Origin of the sequence: Chitinophaga filiformis (genome assembly GCF_900102545.1) — a bacterium.
Lineage (GTDB): Bacteria > Bacteroidota > Bacteroidia > Chitinophagales > Chitinophagaceae > Chitinophaga > Chitinophaga filiformis.
This window is the reverse complement of record NZ_FNBN01000003.1, coordinates 305,737-324,599: the sequence shown is the minus strand read 5'-3', so window position 1 is coordinate 324,599 and position 18,863 is coordinate 305,737. Positions and strand designations below refer to the sequence as shown.

Below are 18,863 nucleotides of genomic sequence, written 5' to 3'. Positions count from 1 at the left end.
CAGATAATCAGGAAAACAGAGATTAGAAACCAGGAATCAGAAACTACGGGCCGGGACCCGTAGTTTCTGATTTCCGATTCCTAAGTTACGGCTTACAGGCGTACTACTTTCGCAGTGCCCTTACGACCGCTCTTCAGATGATTTGTTTTCAGTATCCAGGAACCTGCTGGCACCTGAGAAACATCCAGATCAACTGTTTGCTGGCCTTTCGAGCCTGCGATATATTGTTTGCGGATCACAGCGGTACCACCACCAGTGCTCCACAATTCGATCAGTACTTTCTCACCTGCTGCAGCGTTGAACTGTACTTTCAGTGTAGTACCTGTCAGCGGGTTAGGGAATACCAGTACTTTCTCATTTGCAACGTTATCAGGTACCGGAGATACTGCTGCTACGGTTGCAGCACTTGCTCCGCATGCACCCAGTGGTTTCCACCAGTAGTCAGCTGTACCAGGCGTTACGTTATACAGACCGTTGGACAGGCTTTCATACAGGTTACCGTTGTATACCACCTTATCTCCCAGGTTGTACACCGCAGGGTATGGCTGATAAGTTGGTACACCTGCACAGTTACCGGTGTTACCACCGCCACCTACTGTGATAGTTACCGCGCCGCTGGTAGTTGAACCATTGCCGTTGTCGGTAGCTTTAGCAGTGATGCTGTAAGAACCAGCTGCAACATTGCTCCATGTGTAAGAGTAAGGGCTTGCAGTTGCTTCACCCAGTTTAGTGCTGCCATTGAAGAATTCAACTTTAGTAACAGTACCATCAGCATCTGAAGCAGAAGCCTGGATAGTTACTGTAGCAGGAGCTGTGAATGTAGCGCCGCCGGCAGGAGAAGTAATGCTTACAGCAGGGGCCTGGTTACCAGTACCGCCACCGCAATTGCGCACATATGCCCAAACCTGACCATCACCGCTGTGGGTATCAGGCTGTTCGTTCTGTGTCCACCATTTTGCGTTGTAGATCTTACCATTGTAAACTACCTGCATGTTAGCAGTGTAAACAGCTGTAGCTGACCAGGCGGCAATACCATCGCAGGTATTGTTACCTGTACCGTTTACTGTAACTGATACTGCAGAGGATGTAGCAACGGCACCGCCATTATCAGTAGCAACAGCTGTAAGGCTGTAAGTGCCGGCTGCTACGTTAGTCCATGAATAGGTATAGGGAGCAGAAGTGGCCTGACCTAATTTGGTCGCACCATTATAGAATTCAACTTTAGAAACAGTACCATCAGCATCAGATGCACTTGCAGTGATAGTGATGGAAGCAGGTGCTGTGAAAGAAGCGCCTGCAGACGGAGATGTAATGCTCACTACCGGAGACTGGTTGCCCGGAGTAGAACCGAAGAAATAAGGATAGTAGTTGGCAGCAAATTCGCTGTTATTTACTTTATCCCAGTTTACAGACCATGTCATGATACCACGCAGACCAGGATAACCAGCTGCTTTACGCAGTGTATAACCACCACCGTAAGATTGACCTTTGGTCAGATAGTTCAGTGCTTTCTTCACTTCAGCAGGAGCAGTATAACCGCTACCAGCAGCACCAGGAGCAGCAGGCAAACCGAAGGCTACCTGATCTTCACGCAGTGCAGGGAAAGTCTGGCTGGTACCTGATACAGGGAAGCCCTGTAACAGCATCTCAGTCATAGATACGATGAAATCAGCAGTTGCTGAGTTGTATACTTTGTTGTCCAGGCCCATTACAGAACCGGTGTTGTACAGCTGTGGCTGGATCCAGGACAGTTCGTTACGCAGACCATAGATGATAGGCAGATAGGCACCTACCAGCGGAGAATAAGTAGCGCCATAAGCTGTCTGTACATAGTATGTTTCAGGCGCCATTGTCAACAGACAGTTTTTACCCTGTGCCTTACGGTAAGCAACGATGTCTTTCACAGCAGCGATCAGGTTCACTACTTTAGGCGTAGTTGGCGACATGAAGTTATTATCACCATTGTTCAGCTGTAAAGAAGTACCACCTTCGATATCGATATCAAAACCGTCGAAATTGTAGCTATCCAGCAGATTCTTCATGCTGGTAATGAAAGACTGTTTGTTAGCTTCTGTAGCCAGCATGAGTGTACCGGTTTCACCACCCAGTGACAATAACACTTTTCTACCCTGCGACTGCAGTGTAGCGATATCAGCTTTGAAATCAGCTACAGTAGTACCGTCCGGAGTGAAGCTTACAGTAGAGTAATCGCTGCCGGTAGTACCGAAAGCTACTTCAATCACATTGTAACGGCTGTCTACATCGCGTAAGCGGATATATGGAGCAGATGCCAGGTTCCAGTTATGCCAGTAACCTACTACTACTTTGCCGTTAGTTGGAGGAGGATCAACAGTACCATTTTTTACGGTAACAGATACTGCTGATGAAGTGGTAGCAGCGCCTGCATTGTCAGTAGCTACAGCAGTAATGCTGTAAGTACCAGCAGCTACGTTGTTCCAGGAAATGCTGTACGGAGCAGCGGTAACAGTACCCAGGCTGGTAGCGCCATTGAAGAACTGTACTTTTGCAATGCTGCCATCGCTGTCTGTAGCGTTAGCGCTCACAGTGATGTTGGCAGGTGCAGTGAATGTTGCATTTGCAGTAGGCGCAGTCAGGTTCACTGATGGTGACTGGTTTGTTGGAGTGGTGCCATCAGCAAATACAGCGTTGATCTTGTTTACAAGCGGAGAAGTAGTGTTAGGACAATAGATAAGCTTGCCCTTAGCAACGGTGCTGCTGGTCATGTTCAACATGTCACCGAATACCTGCCAGATAATTACACCTGCCAGTCCATTGTCCTTGATATATTTAGCTTTCTCTCCTACTGAACGCTCGTTATCATAGCTCAGGAAATAGTTGCCTTTTGTTTTGTAAGGTACTTTTGCTACATCATCCCAGCCTTCAGTCCATCCGGAACCTGTCTGCTGCAGGATATAGCTGTAGTTAGGCGTACCATCCCACAGGTCTTTCTGCCAGTTGGTGTAATCAGCGCAGGTCTGGATAGGACCATCCGGCTGTACTGTTTCAGCACGTTTGGTTGTAGCAGCATTCAGTGCAGCAGCACCAGTAGTTACTACACCACGACCATAGAAGGGAGCACCAATGTTTACTTTAGACATGTTTACACCCAGGGCTTTCAACGCTTTCACAGTAGCGTCTACAGAGAAGTTGCTGTATTCAGCACCAGGATAGTCGTACAGTGGAGCATTGTGACCGGCTTTATTAGACCATCCGCCATTGTAGTCGTAGGTCATCATGTTGTAATAATTCATTGAATTATTCAGACGAGCCCAGTTAAAACCCTGCAGTTTAGCAGGAGCGGCGGCGAAAGCAGCTGTGATCAGTTTATTAGGACCGATAGCTGCTCTTACTGCTTCTACCAGTGCAGCAAAGTTATTGAAGTCAGCAGTGCTGTATTTTTCGATGTTCATACCGGCATCGTTAGGGTATTCCCAGTCGAAGTCGATACCATCAAAGCCCATATTTATCAGGTCTACGCAATTAGCTACAAACTTAGCGCGTTTGGTAGCATCAGCTGCCATTTCAGGATAGTGTTTACACATACTCCAGCCGCCGATGGAAGCCATTACTTTTACACCTTTTGCGTGAGCCAGGTCAATCAGGCCCTGTGCACCGCCCTGTTTAGGAACAGATAAAGGGAAAGCGCCGGTCTGACCGGTATTTACGTTTTTCCAGCCGCTGCCTTCATTGCGGTATCCCAGGGTATAAGCATAGCTGCCTTCTGAGATATAATATAAAGGAGCATCCAGTTCGCCTTTCAGCAGGAACAGGTCCCAGCTGCTGTAAATGTCTTCATTTAACAGTGCACCGGGTTCCTGTACGGCGCCTACCTGGTAAATGTTCTTGTTGCGGAAGTCGCCGCTGTGCAGCGAACCGTCTTTCGCCACACCAAAGAAGGAGAAGTTCAGGATGGTGTATTGTGAATAATCCACGTTCAGCTGGTTATACCCCCCTTTGGGCACAATTCCAGCCACGTCTTTCCAGGCATCCCATTGGGTGATATATCCTATCACCTGTTTGTTGTGGTTCTTTGTTGTCGCAGGCACCTGCGGAGTAACCTGCGCCATGAGGGGGGATAAGCCCAGCATGAGCAGCAACAGCAGGAGTGCATGCCTTACACGGTGGTACAGCAATGCGCTACGAAAGGTAAAGTTTACTTTCATTTATGATGGTTTTTTGAGAACGATATGGACCTATTGGTTTATTTCTGCTTACATCCAGGCCACAGGTTGTTATTACGTCGGGTTGCTCTCTAAGTAAGTTGTGCAGATCTAAGACCGGTCTTCACAGGCAAATGGTATTATTTTAAGGCGTATGGTTAATATAAAATGTCTCTTGAATCGCTCTTTTCCAGACTCTCTATAAAGGTGTCGTACCTAAGGTGTTAAGGTACCATCCCAAAAATAATTTTTTTTGTTATATGCAAAACGCCCTCCCGGCATAATACCGGGAGGGCGTTCTTTATTTTATTTTATATAATTCTATTTGTGAATGATTTTCAGCATGGTACGTCTTGCACGCATATACTGTTCATCCGTACAAGGTACACCTTTACCGCATGGATCATTAGGATCTTTACCGATGTTCTCGTAGTAAAGTCTGCTTGAAGCTACACCTTTCCTCACCAGGTAGTCAATTACGGCATAACAACGTAAAGCGGAGAGGTCTTTGTTATAGGCGTCAGATCCACGGCTGTCAGTGTAAGAACGTATCTGCAGTTTCCAGTCAGGATACTGGTTCAGCACTACGGCTACCCTATCCAGCAGGTTTCTTGATTTAGAGGTCAGGATGGCGCTGTTGTAGTCGTAGTAGAACTCCATGGTTTCCATTTTACTCTGGATAGCATGGTCCATTTCTGACATTTCAACATCCTGTTTGGTTTCCTGCGGGTGCGCTACTGCTACCGTTTCGATCTTCTCAGCTGGTTTCTCTGCTACCGGCTCCGGTTCGTATTCTGACTTCGTCTCTGTTACTGGTGGCGCTACTACAGGAGCGGCTACTACTGCAGGCGTTTTCACCGGTTTCTTGCCAGTTGATCTGGCAGGAGGTGTACGTTTAACCGGTGTTTTTACAGGTTCGCTTACTGGTTCCTTTACCGGTTCGCCCGCTGGTTCGTTTTTCGCTACCAGTGGTTCAGCAGTCTGGTGCTGTGTAGTAGCCACTGTAGTTGGAATATCTATCGGAGCGCTTACTGTCTGTTTCGGAGAGTGTACTACTGGTTCCTCAGCAGGTTTTGTCGGTGTTGACGAAGCTACTGTTCCAGGTAAGCTGATCGGTGCAGTTACCGTCTGTCTAGGAGAAACCACCACCGGTTCGTCAGGTTTCGGAGTAGCTACTCCGACTGATTCCGCTGGTTTTTCAGCAGGTTTGTTCTGTGCCAGTATTACCGGGTTTGGATTTGATCCCGGCTCCGGATCTTTATAAGGCTGGATACCTTCGTCATTGTTGAATCTCTCTGTGAAGTGCGTATCCATGAAGCGGTAAATATCGTCGCTGCCACCACCACCAGGACGGTTGGAAGAGAAGTAACCTTCATACATATTCGCCTTCATGATGAAACCCAGATCATCGCCACCGGAGTTGAACGGATAACGCAGGTTCTGCAGACGATGCCATTCAGTTCCCTTGCCTGCTACACGGAAGATGTCAAAACCTCCCATGCCCGGATGGCCTTTACTGGAGAAGTACAGCATGTCTTCTTCATTATAGGTAGGGAATGCTTCATCGAAAGGAGTGTTGATAACCGGACCACAGTTTTTAGGTTTACCCCATCTGCCGTTCTTCTGTTTTTCACTGAACCAGATGTCCATTTTACCCTGACCGCCTTTTCTGTTGGAAGCAAAGTACATGGTTTTACCATCGCGGCTGAGGGCAACATGACCGGTAGAATAACCAGTTGCATTGATCTCTTTCAGGGGTTCCAGTGGTCTCCACTCATCACCTGATTTCACAGACCAGAACACCATCATGGTACGTTCACCATTTACCGGACCGCGTTTCTTACGGTTGGCAATATCCTGCTGCCAGGAGTTCAGTGTTACGTAGATGGTATCTTCCCTGGGATTGAAACATACAGGTCCGACGTGGTATGGTACCAGGGCTAATAATTGCGGCACTACTTCTTCAACGAAAGTATTGGCCACACCCTGTGAATATTGTTTAAAGATATATGCTTTGTAGTAAGGCTGATTGGTACGTGTATCAATTTTCGGATTCTTCTCAGGCAGGAGGTTCATAGTCATCTTACGGTAACCGTTTGATACCAGCAGGAGACCTTGTCTTGTTACACCGCTTACATAGTCAGAACCGGAGGAGCTCAGCTCTTTGATATTTTCCATCGCCATGTCAAGACGGTTAGTCTTCCAGGCGATAGCACTATCACAGCCAGCCATCATAGCATTCGCCAGGCGGATACTATCCGCTTTTGAACTTTTAAATTTGGCTATCTGTTGTTTTGCTTCAACATATTTACCCGCGCTCTTCAATATTTCCCCGTACTGCAGGTGTGCCACTGGCGGACAATCAGGACGTTCGTCCATTTTCTCATACCAGAAAGCAGCGTCTTCATACTGACCGATTTCACGATTGCAGAGAGCGATGCGCTCCAGGAGATCAATAGAAGTTTTGGTTTTCTTCTTTGATATGATCCTGCCGTACAGGGATCCTGCAACAGCATATTCCTGTCTTTCAAAAGCCTCATCAGCCCTTACCCGCACGCTTTTCTGCTCCTGGCCAAACAGCATCACCGGAACCGTCAGAGTGGTGCACAATAATATCGCGTAACAACGTAGCATATCGAGATTTGATGATCTTTTAAATATTAAAAATAGCGGGGATTGGATGTGCTGAAAAGCTTTGAATTAAATAATAGACCAATTGAAAGTTCATGCGAACCACTCTGTATACCTGCCAGTTTGTTCATGCTGTAGTCATAGGAATAACCTACACGGAACTTGGGAGAGACATAATATTCAAGGATGGCGCTTGCCGCATTGGCTTTGTCAAGCGATGTATTGCTTACAACTGATTTCTTGTTGAATACAGAGAGGTTTGTTCTGTAGGAACCACCTATCCATAAGAGTTCATCAATGTGCATCATCAATGTTGCATCCAGACCAGCAGGACCTGCAAAGTCAGTTTTGAACAGTACTGATGGTTTCAGGTAAATTTTATCATTCACCGGGAACATGTAGCCAGCTGTTAAATAAACGTGCTGCTTTCTTTTGATACTTTCATATGTATATCCTCTCCATTTATAACCGGAGCTGCTGTATTTGGAAAAGAGATCCAGCGCAGAGACACCAATATAAAGTGAAGGAGTATAGTAGTAGATACCTACACGTGCATCGGGAGCGGTAGATTTGGCAGAACCATCAGGAATGATACGGTCGCCATTATCCAGGTAGACCAGGTCTTTACCACTCAGGCCATACTGTGTTGCACCCACGCCGATACCAAGGCAGAGGCGGCGGGTATCCTCTTCATCGAGGCGGATACGGTATGCATAGGAAGCATAGAGGGAAACCGCGCTCTGAGGTCCCAGGTTATCCATCATGGCCTGTACACCCAGACCAACGTTTGCGTCTTTAGCGCCTCTGTTCAGAGGACCATCCAGCGATACGCTGGCAGTACGTGGAGCGCCGTCTATACCAGTCCATTGCTGGCGGTAAGCGGCATTGAGATGCAGTACATCCTTATAACCCGCATATGCAGGATTGATGCTCAATCCGTTGAAAATATACTGGCTGAACTGGACACTTTGCTGTGCACGGGAACCTGCTGCCAGGCAAAGTAATAATACTACAGTAAACCATTTTTTTGTCATGTACATAATTGCACTTTTAGGATCACAGTTCATTATCTAATAATCATTACCCAACCTTTGTAAGTCTTTACCCCTTCGGTAGGACTGTTCAACTCAAGGCGGTAGTAATAGGTACCTTCGCTTAATCCTGTTGCATCCCAGCTGTTCTGATAGTCAGGGTTATGGTATACAACACCTCCCCAACGGTTGAATATGTACAACTGACTGTTAGGGTATTTATCAATTCCTCTTACTATGAAGTAGTCGTTCTTTCCGTCTGAGTTAGGTGTTACAACGTTGGAGATCACCATACCGGCAGCTTTACCGGCTGTTTTGATACTTGTTACGGTTCCCTTGTCGCAACCTGCTTCCTTAGGATCGCAATGATAGGTTGCTTTGGAAGTAGAGTCAGAGTTACCACCGATCTGGATCCTTGCTGTGTTGTCGATGCTCTTTATACCATCTGGTAAAGGATCAACTTTTACTTTAAAATGGAGTGTGGCAATCGCGCCGGCGGCCAGGTTATTTACCGCCCACATTACTGTGTTTGAACCTACCAGGTGGATACCACCATCTGTTGCAGATTCGAAAGTTGTCAGGGCAGGCACCGGGTCACTTACCTGGAGGGTAGGGATGGTGGTGTTACCTGTGTTGCGTACATATATAATATATGACAGCTCTTCACCGGAGGTTACACTTGCTTCGCCGCTGGAGTTCAGTACTATTTTCCATCCTTCAAAAGAGACTACGCTCACGATAGGAATTGAAGTAGATGGTTTGCCTGCGCCATTAGGATCTGGCTGGTTAGGATCAGTAGCCAGGGAAGGCAATGTCGGAACGAATCCTTTACCGTTCCCGTTATTTACATAAGCTGTATTTTCTATGGCTTTCGCACCTGTCAGGTCTGTTGCTACCCTTACACGGAAGGAACGTACTGCAGACTGTCCGGGGTCCAGTAAAGGAATAGTCCATGTCAGCAGGTTGTTGGCATCAGGAGCCGCGTCGGGCGAATCGTAGAAGTTAGTATAAACCGGAACGTAGTCAGTAATGATCACATTCTGCAGTTGCTGTGTACCGGTATTCTGTACGTGTATTACATAAGTAACCAGGTCGCCTGACTGGATAGTACCGTTAGGACCAGTACCAGTATAGGTTACACTTTTCCAGCAGATGGAGTTCATACCGTTATCAACCGGGGTCCTCGTAGCAGGCCAGCCTTTGTCGGTACCTTTTGCTGCGTTGATGTTGTTGTCGACTGCCGGAGCGAAAGTGTGCATTAATCCGTTTCCATCTCCGATATCCACATACCCGGTGTTATTAATATAGTCTACACCGGTTAGAGTACCATCCACATTCACCGAAAATGAAACAGAGGTCTGTGCTCCGGGAGCAAGGGCCAGGTTGTTCCATGACAGCACATCATTATTCAGGGTACCTCCGGGAGAGGCGCCGTAGAAAATGGTGTGTATCGGCAGTGTGTCTACCACACGTACCGTCAGGGCTTCATCACCAGTATTTTTAATAAAGATCTTATAGTCGATCTGATCTCCTGTCTTTACTGCACCGTCAGCACCGGAACCGGTATATTGGTAGGTTACCCATATATCAACGGATTTGGTGTAGGGTTTACCATTTACGGTAACACCAGTAGCTACTTTTCCGGCTGTCGGAATATTTGCCTTCGCTGGCAACCAGGTCATACCTACTATAAAAAGTAGCATGAACAGGCAGCGATCAGACATCTTTTTAATATCGGTAAAGACCAGGCCAACTCGCTGCTGCATCGATGTTAGCAGATTTAAGCGAGAATTGTAATTTATGCGCATAGGCTTAGGATTACTGCAAATAGTATATTTTGAATGCTGTTGTACCAATGTATCGCTCTCATTAGAAATGCCGTCTACCAACTGTCCTCTTATTATTATATATATAAATCCGGGCAAGCCGGGGTTGGTGATCAGGCATATGGAATATCGCTCTCAGAGCAATCCACAATTCGTATAAGGCAGCGTTCTTCATTGGTTATAGGATTATGATTTATAAATATCCGACAGTCAAGGATATAGTAAATTCGAATATAAAAATATCTATATTTATTGATAAAACAATATCTTTTTAAAAATTAATGAGCGTTACCCCCTCCTACTTCTCAATTATAAATCAGAACATTACAAATGAAATCCGGGCTCATACCATGTATTTTGGCACATAAAAATGGCCATTTTCCGGGATCAAACACATGGTACTTTATATACATATGACCCCTTGTATTACCTTACTGACGGAGGCTTCAGGGCATTCAAATATATATTTTGTCTCATACAATAAACATGGGGTAGGTGAACGTTATATCTACCTCTGCCGCCTCTACGAAGAGTAGGGTTATCCACATTTTTTAACCTAAAAACGACCTGAAATGTGGATAACTTTTTATGCAGTGCTTGTACGCATATTTTCAAAAGGCCATTTTTTATAATATTATTTTACCCTAATCACATGAGATTATCCCTAACCCATGATTTACGGCATACAATTTCCATATGTAAACAAATCACTATATTTACTAATATAAATGTAGTCACCTAGATTACTTTACCAGGCCCGGCGGGAATAAGCAGTAAGTATATGCTCACCTTTTTTTGAGTACTAGCGCTTATTTTATATATGACGAAGATCATTAGTTGAAATCGCACCCGTTATTCTATTCATATTTACGCCACTGGAAAGACCATTCCCATATCTTCTACCTGAAAGACCATGTTATTAAACAGCTGATGGAAGCTGCACGCGAGACGGAAATTTAACTATGCCATACGTGTGTCTGCATCTACCGCTTAACTACTTAATATTAACCAATTAAAAATGCACACGACCATTCCATTCTGTTTTTATGAGAGTAATTCTGGCCAGCGGAGACCGGAGCCATTAAGCATGCCCGACAAGTATCCCCCATATATATGGGTATTGTAATCGGTTACATTCATACCTGTATGTCAACCTGCAAACACTTTTCTGATGAATACTGCAGTCTATAAAATTTTACTTGTAGATGAGGATCAGGTATTTGTAAGACAGACCCGGCAGTTATTGATTACCCAATCTTATGATATTCATACAGCGTCCTCAGAAGAAGAAGGAATCATCATCTGCCAGCAACAGCAACCCGATCTTATCATTTGTGGTGCACACCTGCGTGGAACAGGCGGGCATCATTTCATTATGGCTTTAAGGAACGATCCTGGTTTTGATCATATTCCGCTGATCTTTATCAGTGTAAAAGACAACAAACAGGAAATGCGCATGGCCATGAATCTTGGAGCAGATGATTACCTGGCAAGGCCGTTCAGAAAACGCGACCTCCTGCTCAGCATCCGCTCGCGGCTGGGCCGCTTTGCGAAGTTCAACCATGTGCATACGCCCGATGAAACCAGGAGTGTATCACTTGCTAACTCATCAACCGCACAACAGGCACTTTATCACCGGCTTGGCAAAGCTGAAAACCGCATCATTAAAATGATCGCGGAAGGCAAAAGCACCAAGCAGATGGCTGATGAACTGAATGTAAGCATCCGTACCATCGAAAATCACCGGTACAGGATAGCCGTCAAACTGGGTATTGCCGGACGCAATGCGCTGACTGAATTTGTGATCCGGAACATTATTCAGCAGCAGAAACAGTAGCCTGCCGGAATCCGGGTTAAGGGCCAGGAATCAGAAACGCAGTACAGCAGCACCTTTCAGTACTGCCACCTACAATGAATTGACTAAAATACCAGAATGTCAATTTGTATTCGTATTTTCTCATTCCTGACTCTTAATTCCTGATTTAAACTTTCCTGCAAGCCCATGATCAGATCTGTCCTCCTCATTACAACCATTTTCCTGCACATCTGCTGCTTAAACGCACAGCAGTTTTCCATGGAAGCTGTTACTGCTTATCCTTTCCCCTCCGTACTCACCAGCGCATCCACCGGTAGTGGTATTGCCTGGGCGCTGAATGAACAGGGGAAAAGGAATGTATATGTTGCAGCTGGCCCTGATTTTACTCCCCGGAAAGTCACCGGCTATACGCTTGACGACGGGCAGGAGATCAGTAGTCTATCCATTTCGTCTGATGGCAAATGGGTAGTGTATACCCGTGGAGGTGATCATGGTGGAAAAGAAAGCAGCAATCCTGTAAATGCAGCCCATCTGCCTATTCCTCCGAAAACGGAGATATGGTCAGTTCCTTTTGCCGGCGGTACGGCCAAAGTATTGTCGGAAGGCGACTATCCAGCCATTTCTCCGCGTGGCGACAGTGTTGCATTCATCAGGAACGGACAGATATGGATCGCTGCCATAGATGGAGCGACTCCTGCCAGGAACCTGGTTGCTGTAAAAGGTTCCTGCCACAGTATAACATGGGCGCCCGATGGCTCTGGACTGGCTTTTGCGAATAACCGTAATGATCATTCCTACATCGGCGTATACCGCAATGCAGCTACATCATTGCAATGGATGGCGCCTGGCTTTTCAAAAGACTTTTCTCCCCGCTGGTCGCCCGACGGGAAGCAGATTGCGTTTATACGTATACCCGGTACCGGTGGTGCAACAGATTCCCTGCTGGCACGGAAACACCAGCCCTGGTCCATCTGGACAGCAGATGCTGTCAGCGGAGAAGGCAAGCTATTATGGAAAGCACCCACTACACTACCCGGCTCTATCCCTACCACTGACGGTGGTACGAACCTCAACTGGCCTGCAGTCAACAGGATCGTGTTCCTCTCCTATCACGACGGATGGCCGCACCTCTATTCCATCGCGCCTGGCGGAGGTACACCGCTGTTACTGACACCCGGCAACTTCATGGTTGAACATATTGAAACTACTGCTGATGGTAAATGGGTCGTGTTCAGTGCCAATACCGGTGCTGCCCCTACGGACATAGACCGCAGGCATATCGCCCGCGTGCCGGTAGATAAAGCAGCCATGGAAATACTCACCTCGGGGGATGGTATTGAGACATACCCGGTCGTAACAGGCGACGGCCACACCATTGCTGCATTGACCGCTACCGCGCAACAACCCTTATTGCCAGCTGTGATGCCTTTTCAGAAGGGTACGCCCAGGGTAATAGGCAAAACACTACTGCCTGCCGGCTTCCCGGAAGCACAGATGGTTACTCCAAAACCGGTTACCTTCAAAGCGCCCGATGGCACTCTGGTACATGCGCAACTATTTGAACCGAAAGACAAGGCAGCAAAACATCCAGCCATTGTGTACATCCATGGTGGTCCGCAGCGCCAGATGCTACTGGGCTGGCATTATATGGATTATTATGCCAATGGATATGCAGTGAACCAGTACCTTGCCAGCCAGGGATTTATAGTACTGTCGGTGAACTACCGCCTGGGTATCGGCTATGGCTATGAATTCAACAAGCCTCCACATGCCGGCATCATCGGGGCAGCCGAATACCAGGATATCAAAGCTGCGGGCGAATGGCTGGCAGCGCAGCCACAGGTGGACGCTACAAAGATCGGTGTGTATGGCGGCTCTTATGGCGGCTTTCTGACTGCACACGCACTGGGCAGGGACTCAAAACTATTCGCCGCAGGCGTAGACATACACGGAGTACATAACCGTTCACAATTTCTACCTCCTCCAACCGCTAACCCGGCACCCGATGTTGATACAGCTTTAAAAGTCTCCTGGCTATCGTCGCCGGTGGCTTATGTGGATACCTGGACTTCTCCGGTATTGCTTATTCATGCTGATGACGACCGCAATGTAGAGTTCAACCAGACCATAGACCTGTTCCGCCGCCTGGAGGACAAAGGCGTACCCTTTGAGTATCTCGCCATTCCCGACGATACCCATCACTGGATGAAATACAGCAATGCCCTCAAGGTAGACGAAGCGACAGCGGCATTCCTGATCAGATATCTGAAATAAGCTTATTGTTTACCGATCTTACCCAGATGTGTGTCTTTAAAACCGGTTTCATACTTTAAACCGTAACCGAACATCCTGTCCATTACCGAATGGGCAAACAGGATGATACCGGTAAAAACAGCCCAGTCCTGGTGGAAATACAGACCTACCAGGTAGACTGCCAGTGCAACACCCTTATGGTGCACCAGGTTGTACACAAAAGCGCCGCTACGGTTGCCGGCCAGGTAGCCCAGCATAGACAGATCAGGTAACAGGATACATGCAGGAAACATCCACCAGGCATATGGCGACTGCAGATGAAAGGCAAAGATGGCAAGCAGGAAAAGCGCCAGTTCTTCCAGGATAAGTATGGTTTTCATTAATAGGCAGGTTTAAGCAGGCCCGCCATAAAGATAATTACTTATATGATTTGGGGATGCATCGACCCCGATCCGAGGGACGTCCCGGAGATGCGTCGTGTATACGTCGTGTATGTCTCGTGTTTGTCCCGGTATACGTCTGGTATACGTCTGGTACAAAGCGTATACCAGACGCATCCATATGATAGCATACTTGTCTCTCTTGTCAACTACCGGATAGTCTCCCCGAAGGACATCTCCTGGGTTGAGACAGCATGGAGATAGTGTACTAATAGTGTGGGAATAGTGTGGGACCTATAACCTACAGGCTCTCTACTATAGCATTACAGGCACTGTTCTATAGCCAAGGCTATAGAACGGCAGTCCTAATGTAGGACCAGAGAGCCTATAGATAGAATCGCACTATATTGCTATACTATACATACTATACTCATACAGGCATCATCCTGGTGGCAATCCCTATCCTGTTCCAGGAATTGATAGCCACCGCCGCCATCATTACCTGGGCGGTCAGTTTCTCTCCCAGTACCTGTATGGCTGTATTATAGGTGGCGTCGCTCACATGATGACTGATCAGGGTCACTTCTTCTGTCAGGGCCAGGATGGCTCTTTCCTCCTGTGAGAAGAAAGGCGTTTCTCTCCAGGCGTTCAGAGCGTAGATACGTTGTTCTGTTTCTCCCAGTTTACGCGCATCTTTTGTATGCATATCAATACAGTAAGCACAGCCATTGATCTGGGATGCCCTGATCTTGATGAGTTCCTTGTGCAATGGAGCGATATCCGTTGTACGAAGATATTTTTCCATCGCAAACATTGCTTTATAAGCTTCCGGTTCCACCTTTTCCATAACAAGACGCGTTTCCATGATTTTGTGTTTTTGTTGACACAAATTTCCAACACTGCCTGTTGCCAAAACTTAATCGAGTTCAAGAAAAGACTGTTCAGATTTTCTTAGCCCTGATCTTACTCAGGAATTCGGGGGTAAAACCCAGGTAGGATGCCACCATATATTGGGGGATACGCTGCAGGAATTCGGGATACAGGCTACTGAAATGATAATAACGTTCTTCCCCGGTAAAATCATAGATGTACCGGATGCGCTGCATAGAGGCGGCATATGCCCTTTGCAGGATTAACCTGAAATAGCGCTCAAGGGCTGGTATTTTGGCGAAAAGCTCTTCCTGAACTCTCCAGTCCAATACGGCCACTTCAGCGTGTTCCACGGCCTGTATGAAGTATTGAGAGGGTATCCTTCTATCCAGGCTGTCATAGTCGGTAATCCACCAGTTATCAATACCAAAATGAATGATCTGTTCTGATCCTTTTTCGTCAATGTAATACTTACGGAAAACACCTTTCAGAATGAAGTAATTGGCATTGCAGATAGCGTCCTGCCGGAGGAGGTATTCTTTCTTTTTTACCTCCTGGTATTGCATCAGGGACAATATGGTCTCCCTGTCTTCTTCCGTCAGTTCCACGAATTTGCTGATATGTGCTATAAGCCTTTGCATACACAATATTACGTCAAAGAAAGAAGGCTCCTGTACGGAGCCTCCTGTTTTAATATTTTGCGGCCTGTCCTTTGGCCGGAATAGATTCCTGGATAAACTTTCTCAGGTTCTCATTCGCTGCGGCCAGATCGTCCTTTCTCAGGTACATCATATGCCCGCTGCGGTAGCCTTCCCATTTCAGGCGGTCTTTCAGTTTACCGCCAGGGTCCATCTGCCACATGCTGTATTTGGCATTGAAGTAATCACAGGCGCCATCGTAATAACCCGATTGTACCAGCAGGTGCAGGAAGGGGTTCTGGGCGATAGCCTGACGCAGGTTCTCTCCTGTCCTGTTATCCTTCCCGTCCCAGGGATGTACATCACCAAACATGTTATACTTCAGGTCTGTTTTATAGTTCAGTTCTTCCCGCAGATAGATGTGAATAGCGGGTGTAAATGCCTGTAACCATGCCGTCAGCTCTGCGTTATAGTCCGGACTGGTACCGCCTGTCTGACGGTCAATACCCCTGTACCGGGAATCCAGCCGGCCAACGGTATACCCCTGGTCGCGCAGCAGTTCTTTCCAGAAAAGGTTGGTAGACACATCCAGGTTATTCTCCTGTACCACCTGCTCTTTCAGTCCGCTGTAACGGGCAACGCGGGCTCCGATGCTCTTACGTTGTGCATCCTCCAGCGCTCCTCCTCTTGACAAGGCTGGGATCAGCTCATTGATGGTGAAGTTTTCCACTTCGGGCAGTACATCCTTCAGATCTTTCTGCTGCAGATCTGCCGGCAACTTTTTATGGTACCAGGCAGTAGCTGTAAAATAAGGCAGTTTCAGGGCTGCATCCAAAGGTCCGTTACGCAGTATGCCCAGTTCTGTCGGCGATACCAGGACAACGCCATTAAGGTACATCCATTGTGCATCCTGGAGCTCCAGCGCCAATCCGGATACACGGGTAGTACCATAGCTTTCCCCTATCAGAAATTTAGGAGAAGCCCAGCGTCCTTTACGGGTCACGAATGTATTGATCCATTCTGCCAGGTATTTGATATCGGCATTCACACCATAGAATTTGCTGCCGGGAATATCTTTACTTACCGGACGGGAATAGCCGGTATTCACAGGGTCTACGTACACGATATCGGCAACGTCCAGGATGGAATGCGGATTGTCCCTCATGCCATAGGGCTGTACCGGATAGCCTTCATCATCTATATTCAGCATCCGCGGACCAGTATACCCGATCTCCATCCATACGGAGGGCGTACCAGGACCTCCATTGAAGGAAATCACCAGCGGGCGGGCAGATTTATCCTTTACATCATCCCGTTCATAGTAAGTGTAAAACACGCCGGCAACAGGCTTGCCTTCTTCGTCCCATACAGGGATAGTGCCTGCAGTTGCCGTATAGGGTACCCGCTGTCCCTTGATGGTCACTTCATGTTTCGTTACTACGGAAGAGTCAACATTCAATACTCTGGAAGGCGAGGGTTTCATCTGCGCCTGTGCCGGTAGTACAGCCACCTGTGCGATGACTGCACCTGCAAGCGCCAGGGGCAATAAGATTTTGTTGATCATAATTTGATTGATAAATGGTTTCGGGGTAAATATAATAGAAGCATTCGGCTATACAGCGAATTTTGGGATAAAAGGAAAAATCCTGTTCGCTGTTCGCGATCTACAAACAAACAATCTATGAATTCCCGGGTCTTTACCCTATTAACCACATGACTTTTACGGCGTCAGCTACCAGCGGGCGCCCAAACTGATACTGCACCCGCAGCGCACAGAAAATCGCCCCATCCTTCTTTGTCTATCACTACCTCTTCCCCGCGCCTGCCCAATATGTCCTTAAACCGCTTGCCGGCATAACGTTTTCCTATCTCCATATGTTTCGTACCCTCTTCTGAATTGGAGATTACAATGGCACAACCATTATGCTCCTCATCACCTTCACGTGTCCAGCCAATACAATTGGGATGGTCGAAATAATCCCTCTGCTGACCATAAGCATATTGATCTCTGGCAGCGAGCAGCTTGTCCAACCCTTCTACGGGCGCCAGCTCAATTTTGACATCCTCCCCTTCTTTATTTTTACCAGTGTAGGTTGCACCATACAGATCAGGATAAAAAACACAGGGATAACCATGCTCCCGCAGTAATATCAAAGCGTAGGCTATTGGTTTGAACCAGTTTTCCACAGGTGCTTCCAGCGTCTGTAGCGGCTGTGTATCATGATTATCGACAAGGGTTACTGCGAGCGCAGGTTGCTGCGATACCAAGGAGCCTTCAAAGATGGCAGTAAGATCATAATCCTTACCGGCTTTGGCAGCATCAAAGAAGTTATGATGCAAAGAGGCGTCAAACAGCGACATTCTGCCTTCAATAGCATCTATATATTTCAGTGCTGGTTCTACATCGTCGGCTGCCCAGTATTCCCCTACAACAAAAAACTTCTTACCGGTAAAATTCCACATATAGTCCAGCCATTCTGTAAAGAAGCCAGGGGTAATATGTTTCACTGCATCCAGCCGGAGACCATCAAACTTAATTGTATTGTAGTACCATTCTCCCCATCGTTTCAGTTCGTCCCGTACTGCAGGATTACGAAATTCAATATCGGCTCCCATCAGGAAATCAAAGTTGCCTTTTTCTTCATCCACCACATCTTCCCATTTCTCTCCATATTCATTCTGGATACTGAAGATGGCATCCTCGTCAGAACCGGTGATATGATCTACTCCTGTAAAACACTGATGATCCCATATAAATGTGGAGTGTGCAGCTTTGCGTCCGGGGAAAGTGAACCTGGTATATGCCTCTGCAAGAAGAGGATCCGAAATGAATTCATTCCTGTTTTCAGGATCCACCTTCCTGACAGTTATCCTTTCTGTTTCATCGCCTCCCATCAGGTGATTGAGCACTACATCCACATATACCTGCATACCTGCATTCTGGATAGCCTTAATAGCCGCTATATATTCCTGACGGGTGCCATAACGCGTGCGTACCGTTCCTTTCTGATCAAACTCACCAAGGTCATACAAATCATACACATCATAGCCACGACTATCAATACCACCGGCTCCTTTAAAAGCCGGCGGCAGCCAGATAGCGTTAATACCCATCGCCGCCAGTTTGGGCGCGTCGTTCTTTACTGTATTCCACCAGCTCCCATCTTCAGGAATATACCAGTGGAAGTATTGCATCATTGTACCGTTTTTCATTCGTTCTCTTTAATTGGGGAAAGA

11 protein-coding genes are annotated in these 18,863 nt (G+C 47.0%); 2 read left to right on the top strand and 9 right to left on the bottom strand.

Translation table 11 applies throughout. From position 1 onward, the window contains the following. Window positions 1-92: 92 nt before the first annotated feature. From BLR32_RS13715 to BLR32_RS13700, 4 genes are all read right to left on the bottom strand, one after another. Complete coding sequence (locus tag BLR32_RS13715; RefSeq protein WP_089832667.1) at window positions 93-4,184, bottom strand: glycosyl hydrolase family 18 protein; 4,092 nt, start codon at window positions 4,182-4,184, stop codon at window positions 93-95. Between the two features lie 318 nt (window positions 4,185-4,502). Continuing rightward, entirely contained in the window at window positions 4,503-6,815 is a 2,313-nt protein-coding gene (locus BLR32_RS13710; RefSeq protein ID WP_089832665.1) for an OmpA family protein, read from the bottom strand. Between the two features lie 26 nt (window positions 6,816-6,841). After that, the gene (locus BLR32_RS13705) at window positions 6,842-7,852 is read right to left on the bottom strand and encodes a PorP/SprF family type IX secretion system membrane protein (protein ID WP_176842270.1); all 1,011 of its coding nucleotides are present in this window, start codon (window positions 7,850-7,852) and stop codon (window positions 6,842-6,844) included. A 26-nt stretch (window positions 7,853-7,878) separates the two neighbouring features. Beyond that, entirely contained in the window at window positions 7,879-9,609 is a 1,731-nt protein-coding gene (locus tag BLR32_RS13700) for a T9SS type B sorting domain-containing protein (RefSeq protein WP_176842269.1), read from the bottom strand. Between the two features lie 1,231 nt (window positions 9,610-10,840). Here BLR32_RS13700 and BLR32_RS13695 point away from each other — a divergent pair. Next, window positions 10,841-11,506 (top strand): response regulator transcription factor, encoded by a 666-nt coding sequence (locus tag BLR32_RS13695; protein WP_089832659.1) that lies wholly within the window; start codon window positions 10,841-10,843, stop codon window positions 11,504-11,506. Between the two features lie 165 nt (window positions 11,507-11,671). After that, a complete protein-coding gene (locus tag BLR32_RS13690; RefSeq protein ID WP_089832657.1) occupies window positions 11,672-13,759 on the top strand; it encodes a S9 family peptidase in 2,088 nt (695 codons plus the stop codon). Between the two features lie 2 nt (window positions 13,760-13,761). Here the strand turns inward: BLR32_RS13690 and BLR32_RS13685 are convergent, their stop codons facing one another. The 5 genes from BLR32_RS13685 to BLR32_RS13665 all read right to left on the bottom strand — a co-directional run bounded on the left by BLR32_RS13685 (window position 13,762) and on the right by BLR32_RS13665 (window position 18,839). Continuing rightward, complete coding sequence (locus BLR32_RS13685) at window positions 13,762-14,118, bottom strand: DUF4260 domain-containing protein (protein WP_089832655.1); 357 nt, start codon at window positions 14,116-14,118, stop codon at window positions 13,762-13,764. 430 nt (window positions 14,119-14,548) lie between these two features. Continuing rightward, window positions 14,549-14,983: a carboxymuconolactone decarboxylase family protein gene (locus BLR32_RS13680; RefSeq protein ID WP_089832652.1), complete on the bottom strand. Its 435-nt coding sequence runs from the start codon at window positions 14,981-14,983 to the stop codon at window positions 14,549-14,551. 76 nt (window positions 14,984-15,059) lie between these two features. Next, complete coding sequence (locus BLR32_RS13675; RefSeq protein ID WP_089832650.1) at window positions 15,060-15,629, bottom strand: Crp/Fnr family transcriptional regulator; 570 nt, start codon at window positions 15,627-15,629, stop codon at window positions 15,060-15,062. A gap of 49 nt (window positions 15,630-15,678) precedes the next feature. Next, window positions 15,679-17,190, bottom strand: a complete 1,512-nt coding sequence (locus tag BLR32_RS13670) for a S10 family peptidase (protein ID WP_089832648.1) — start codon at window positions 17,188-17,190, stop codon at window positions 15,679-15,681. A gap of 164 nt (window positions 17,191-17,354) precedes the next feature. Beyond that, complete coding sequence (locus tag BLR32_RS13665; RefSeq protein ID WP_245705424.1) at window positions 17,355-18,839, bottom strand: alpha-amylase; 1,485 nt, start codon at window positions 18,837-18,839, stop codon at window positions 17,355-17,357. Window positions 18,840-18,863 lie beyond the last annotated feature (24 nt).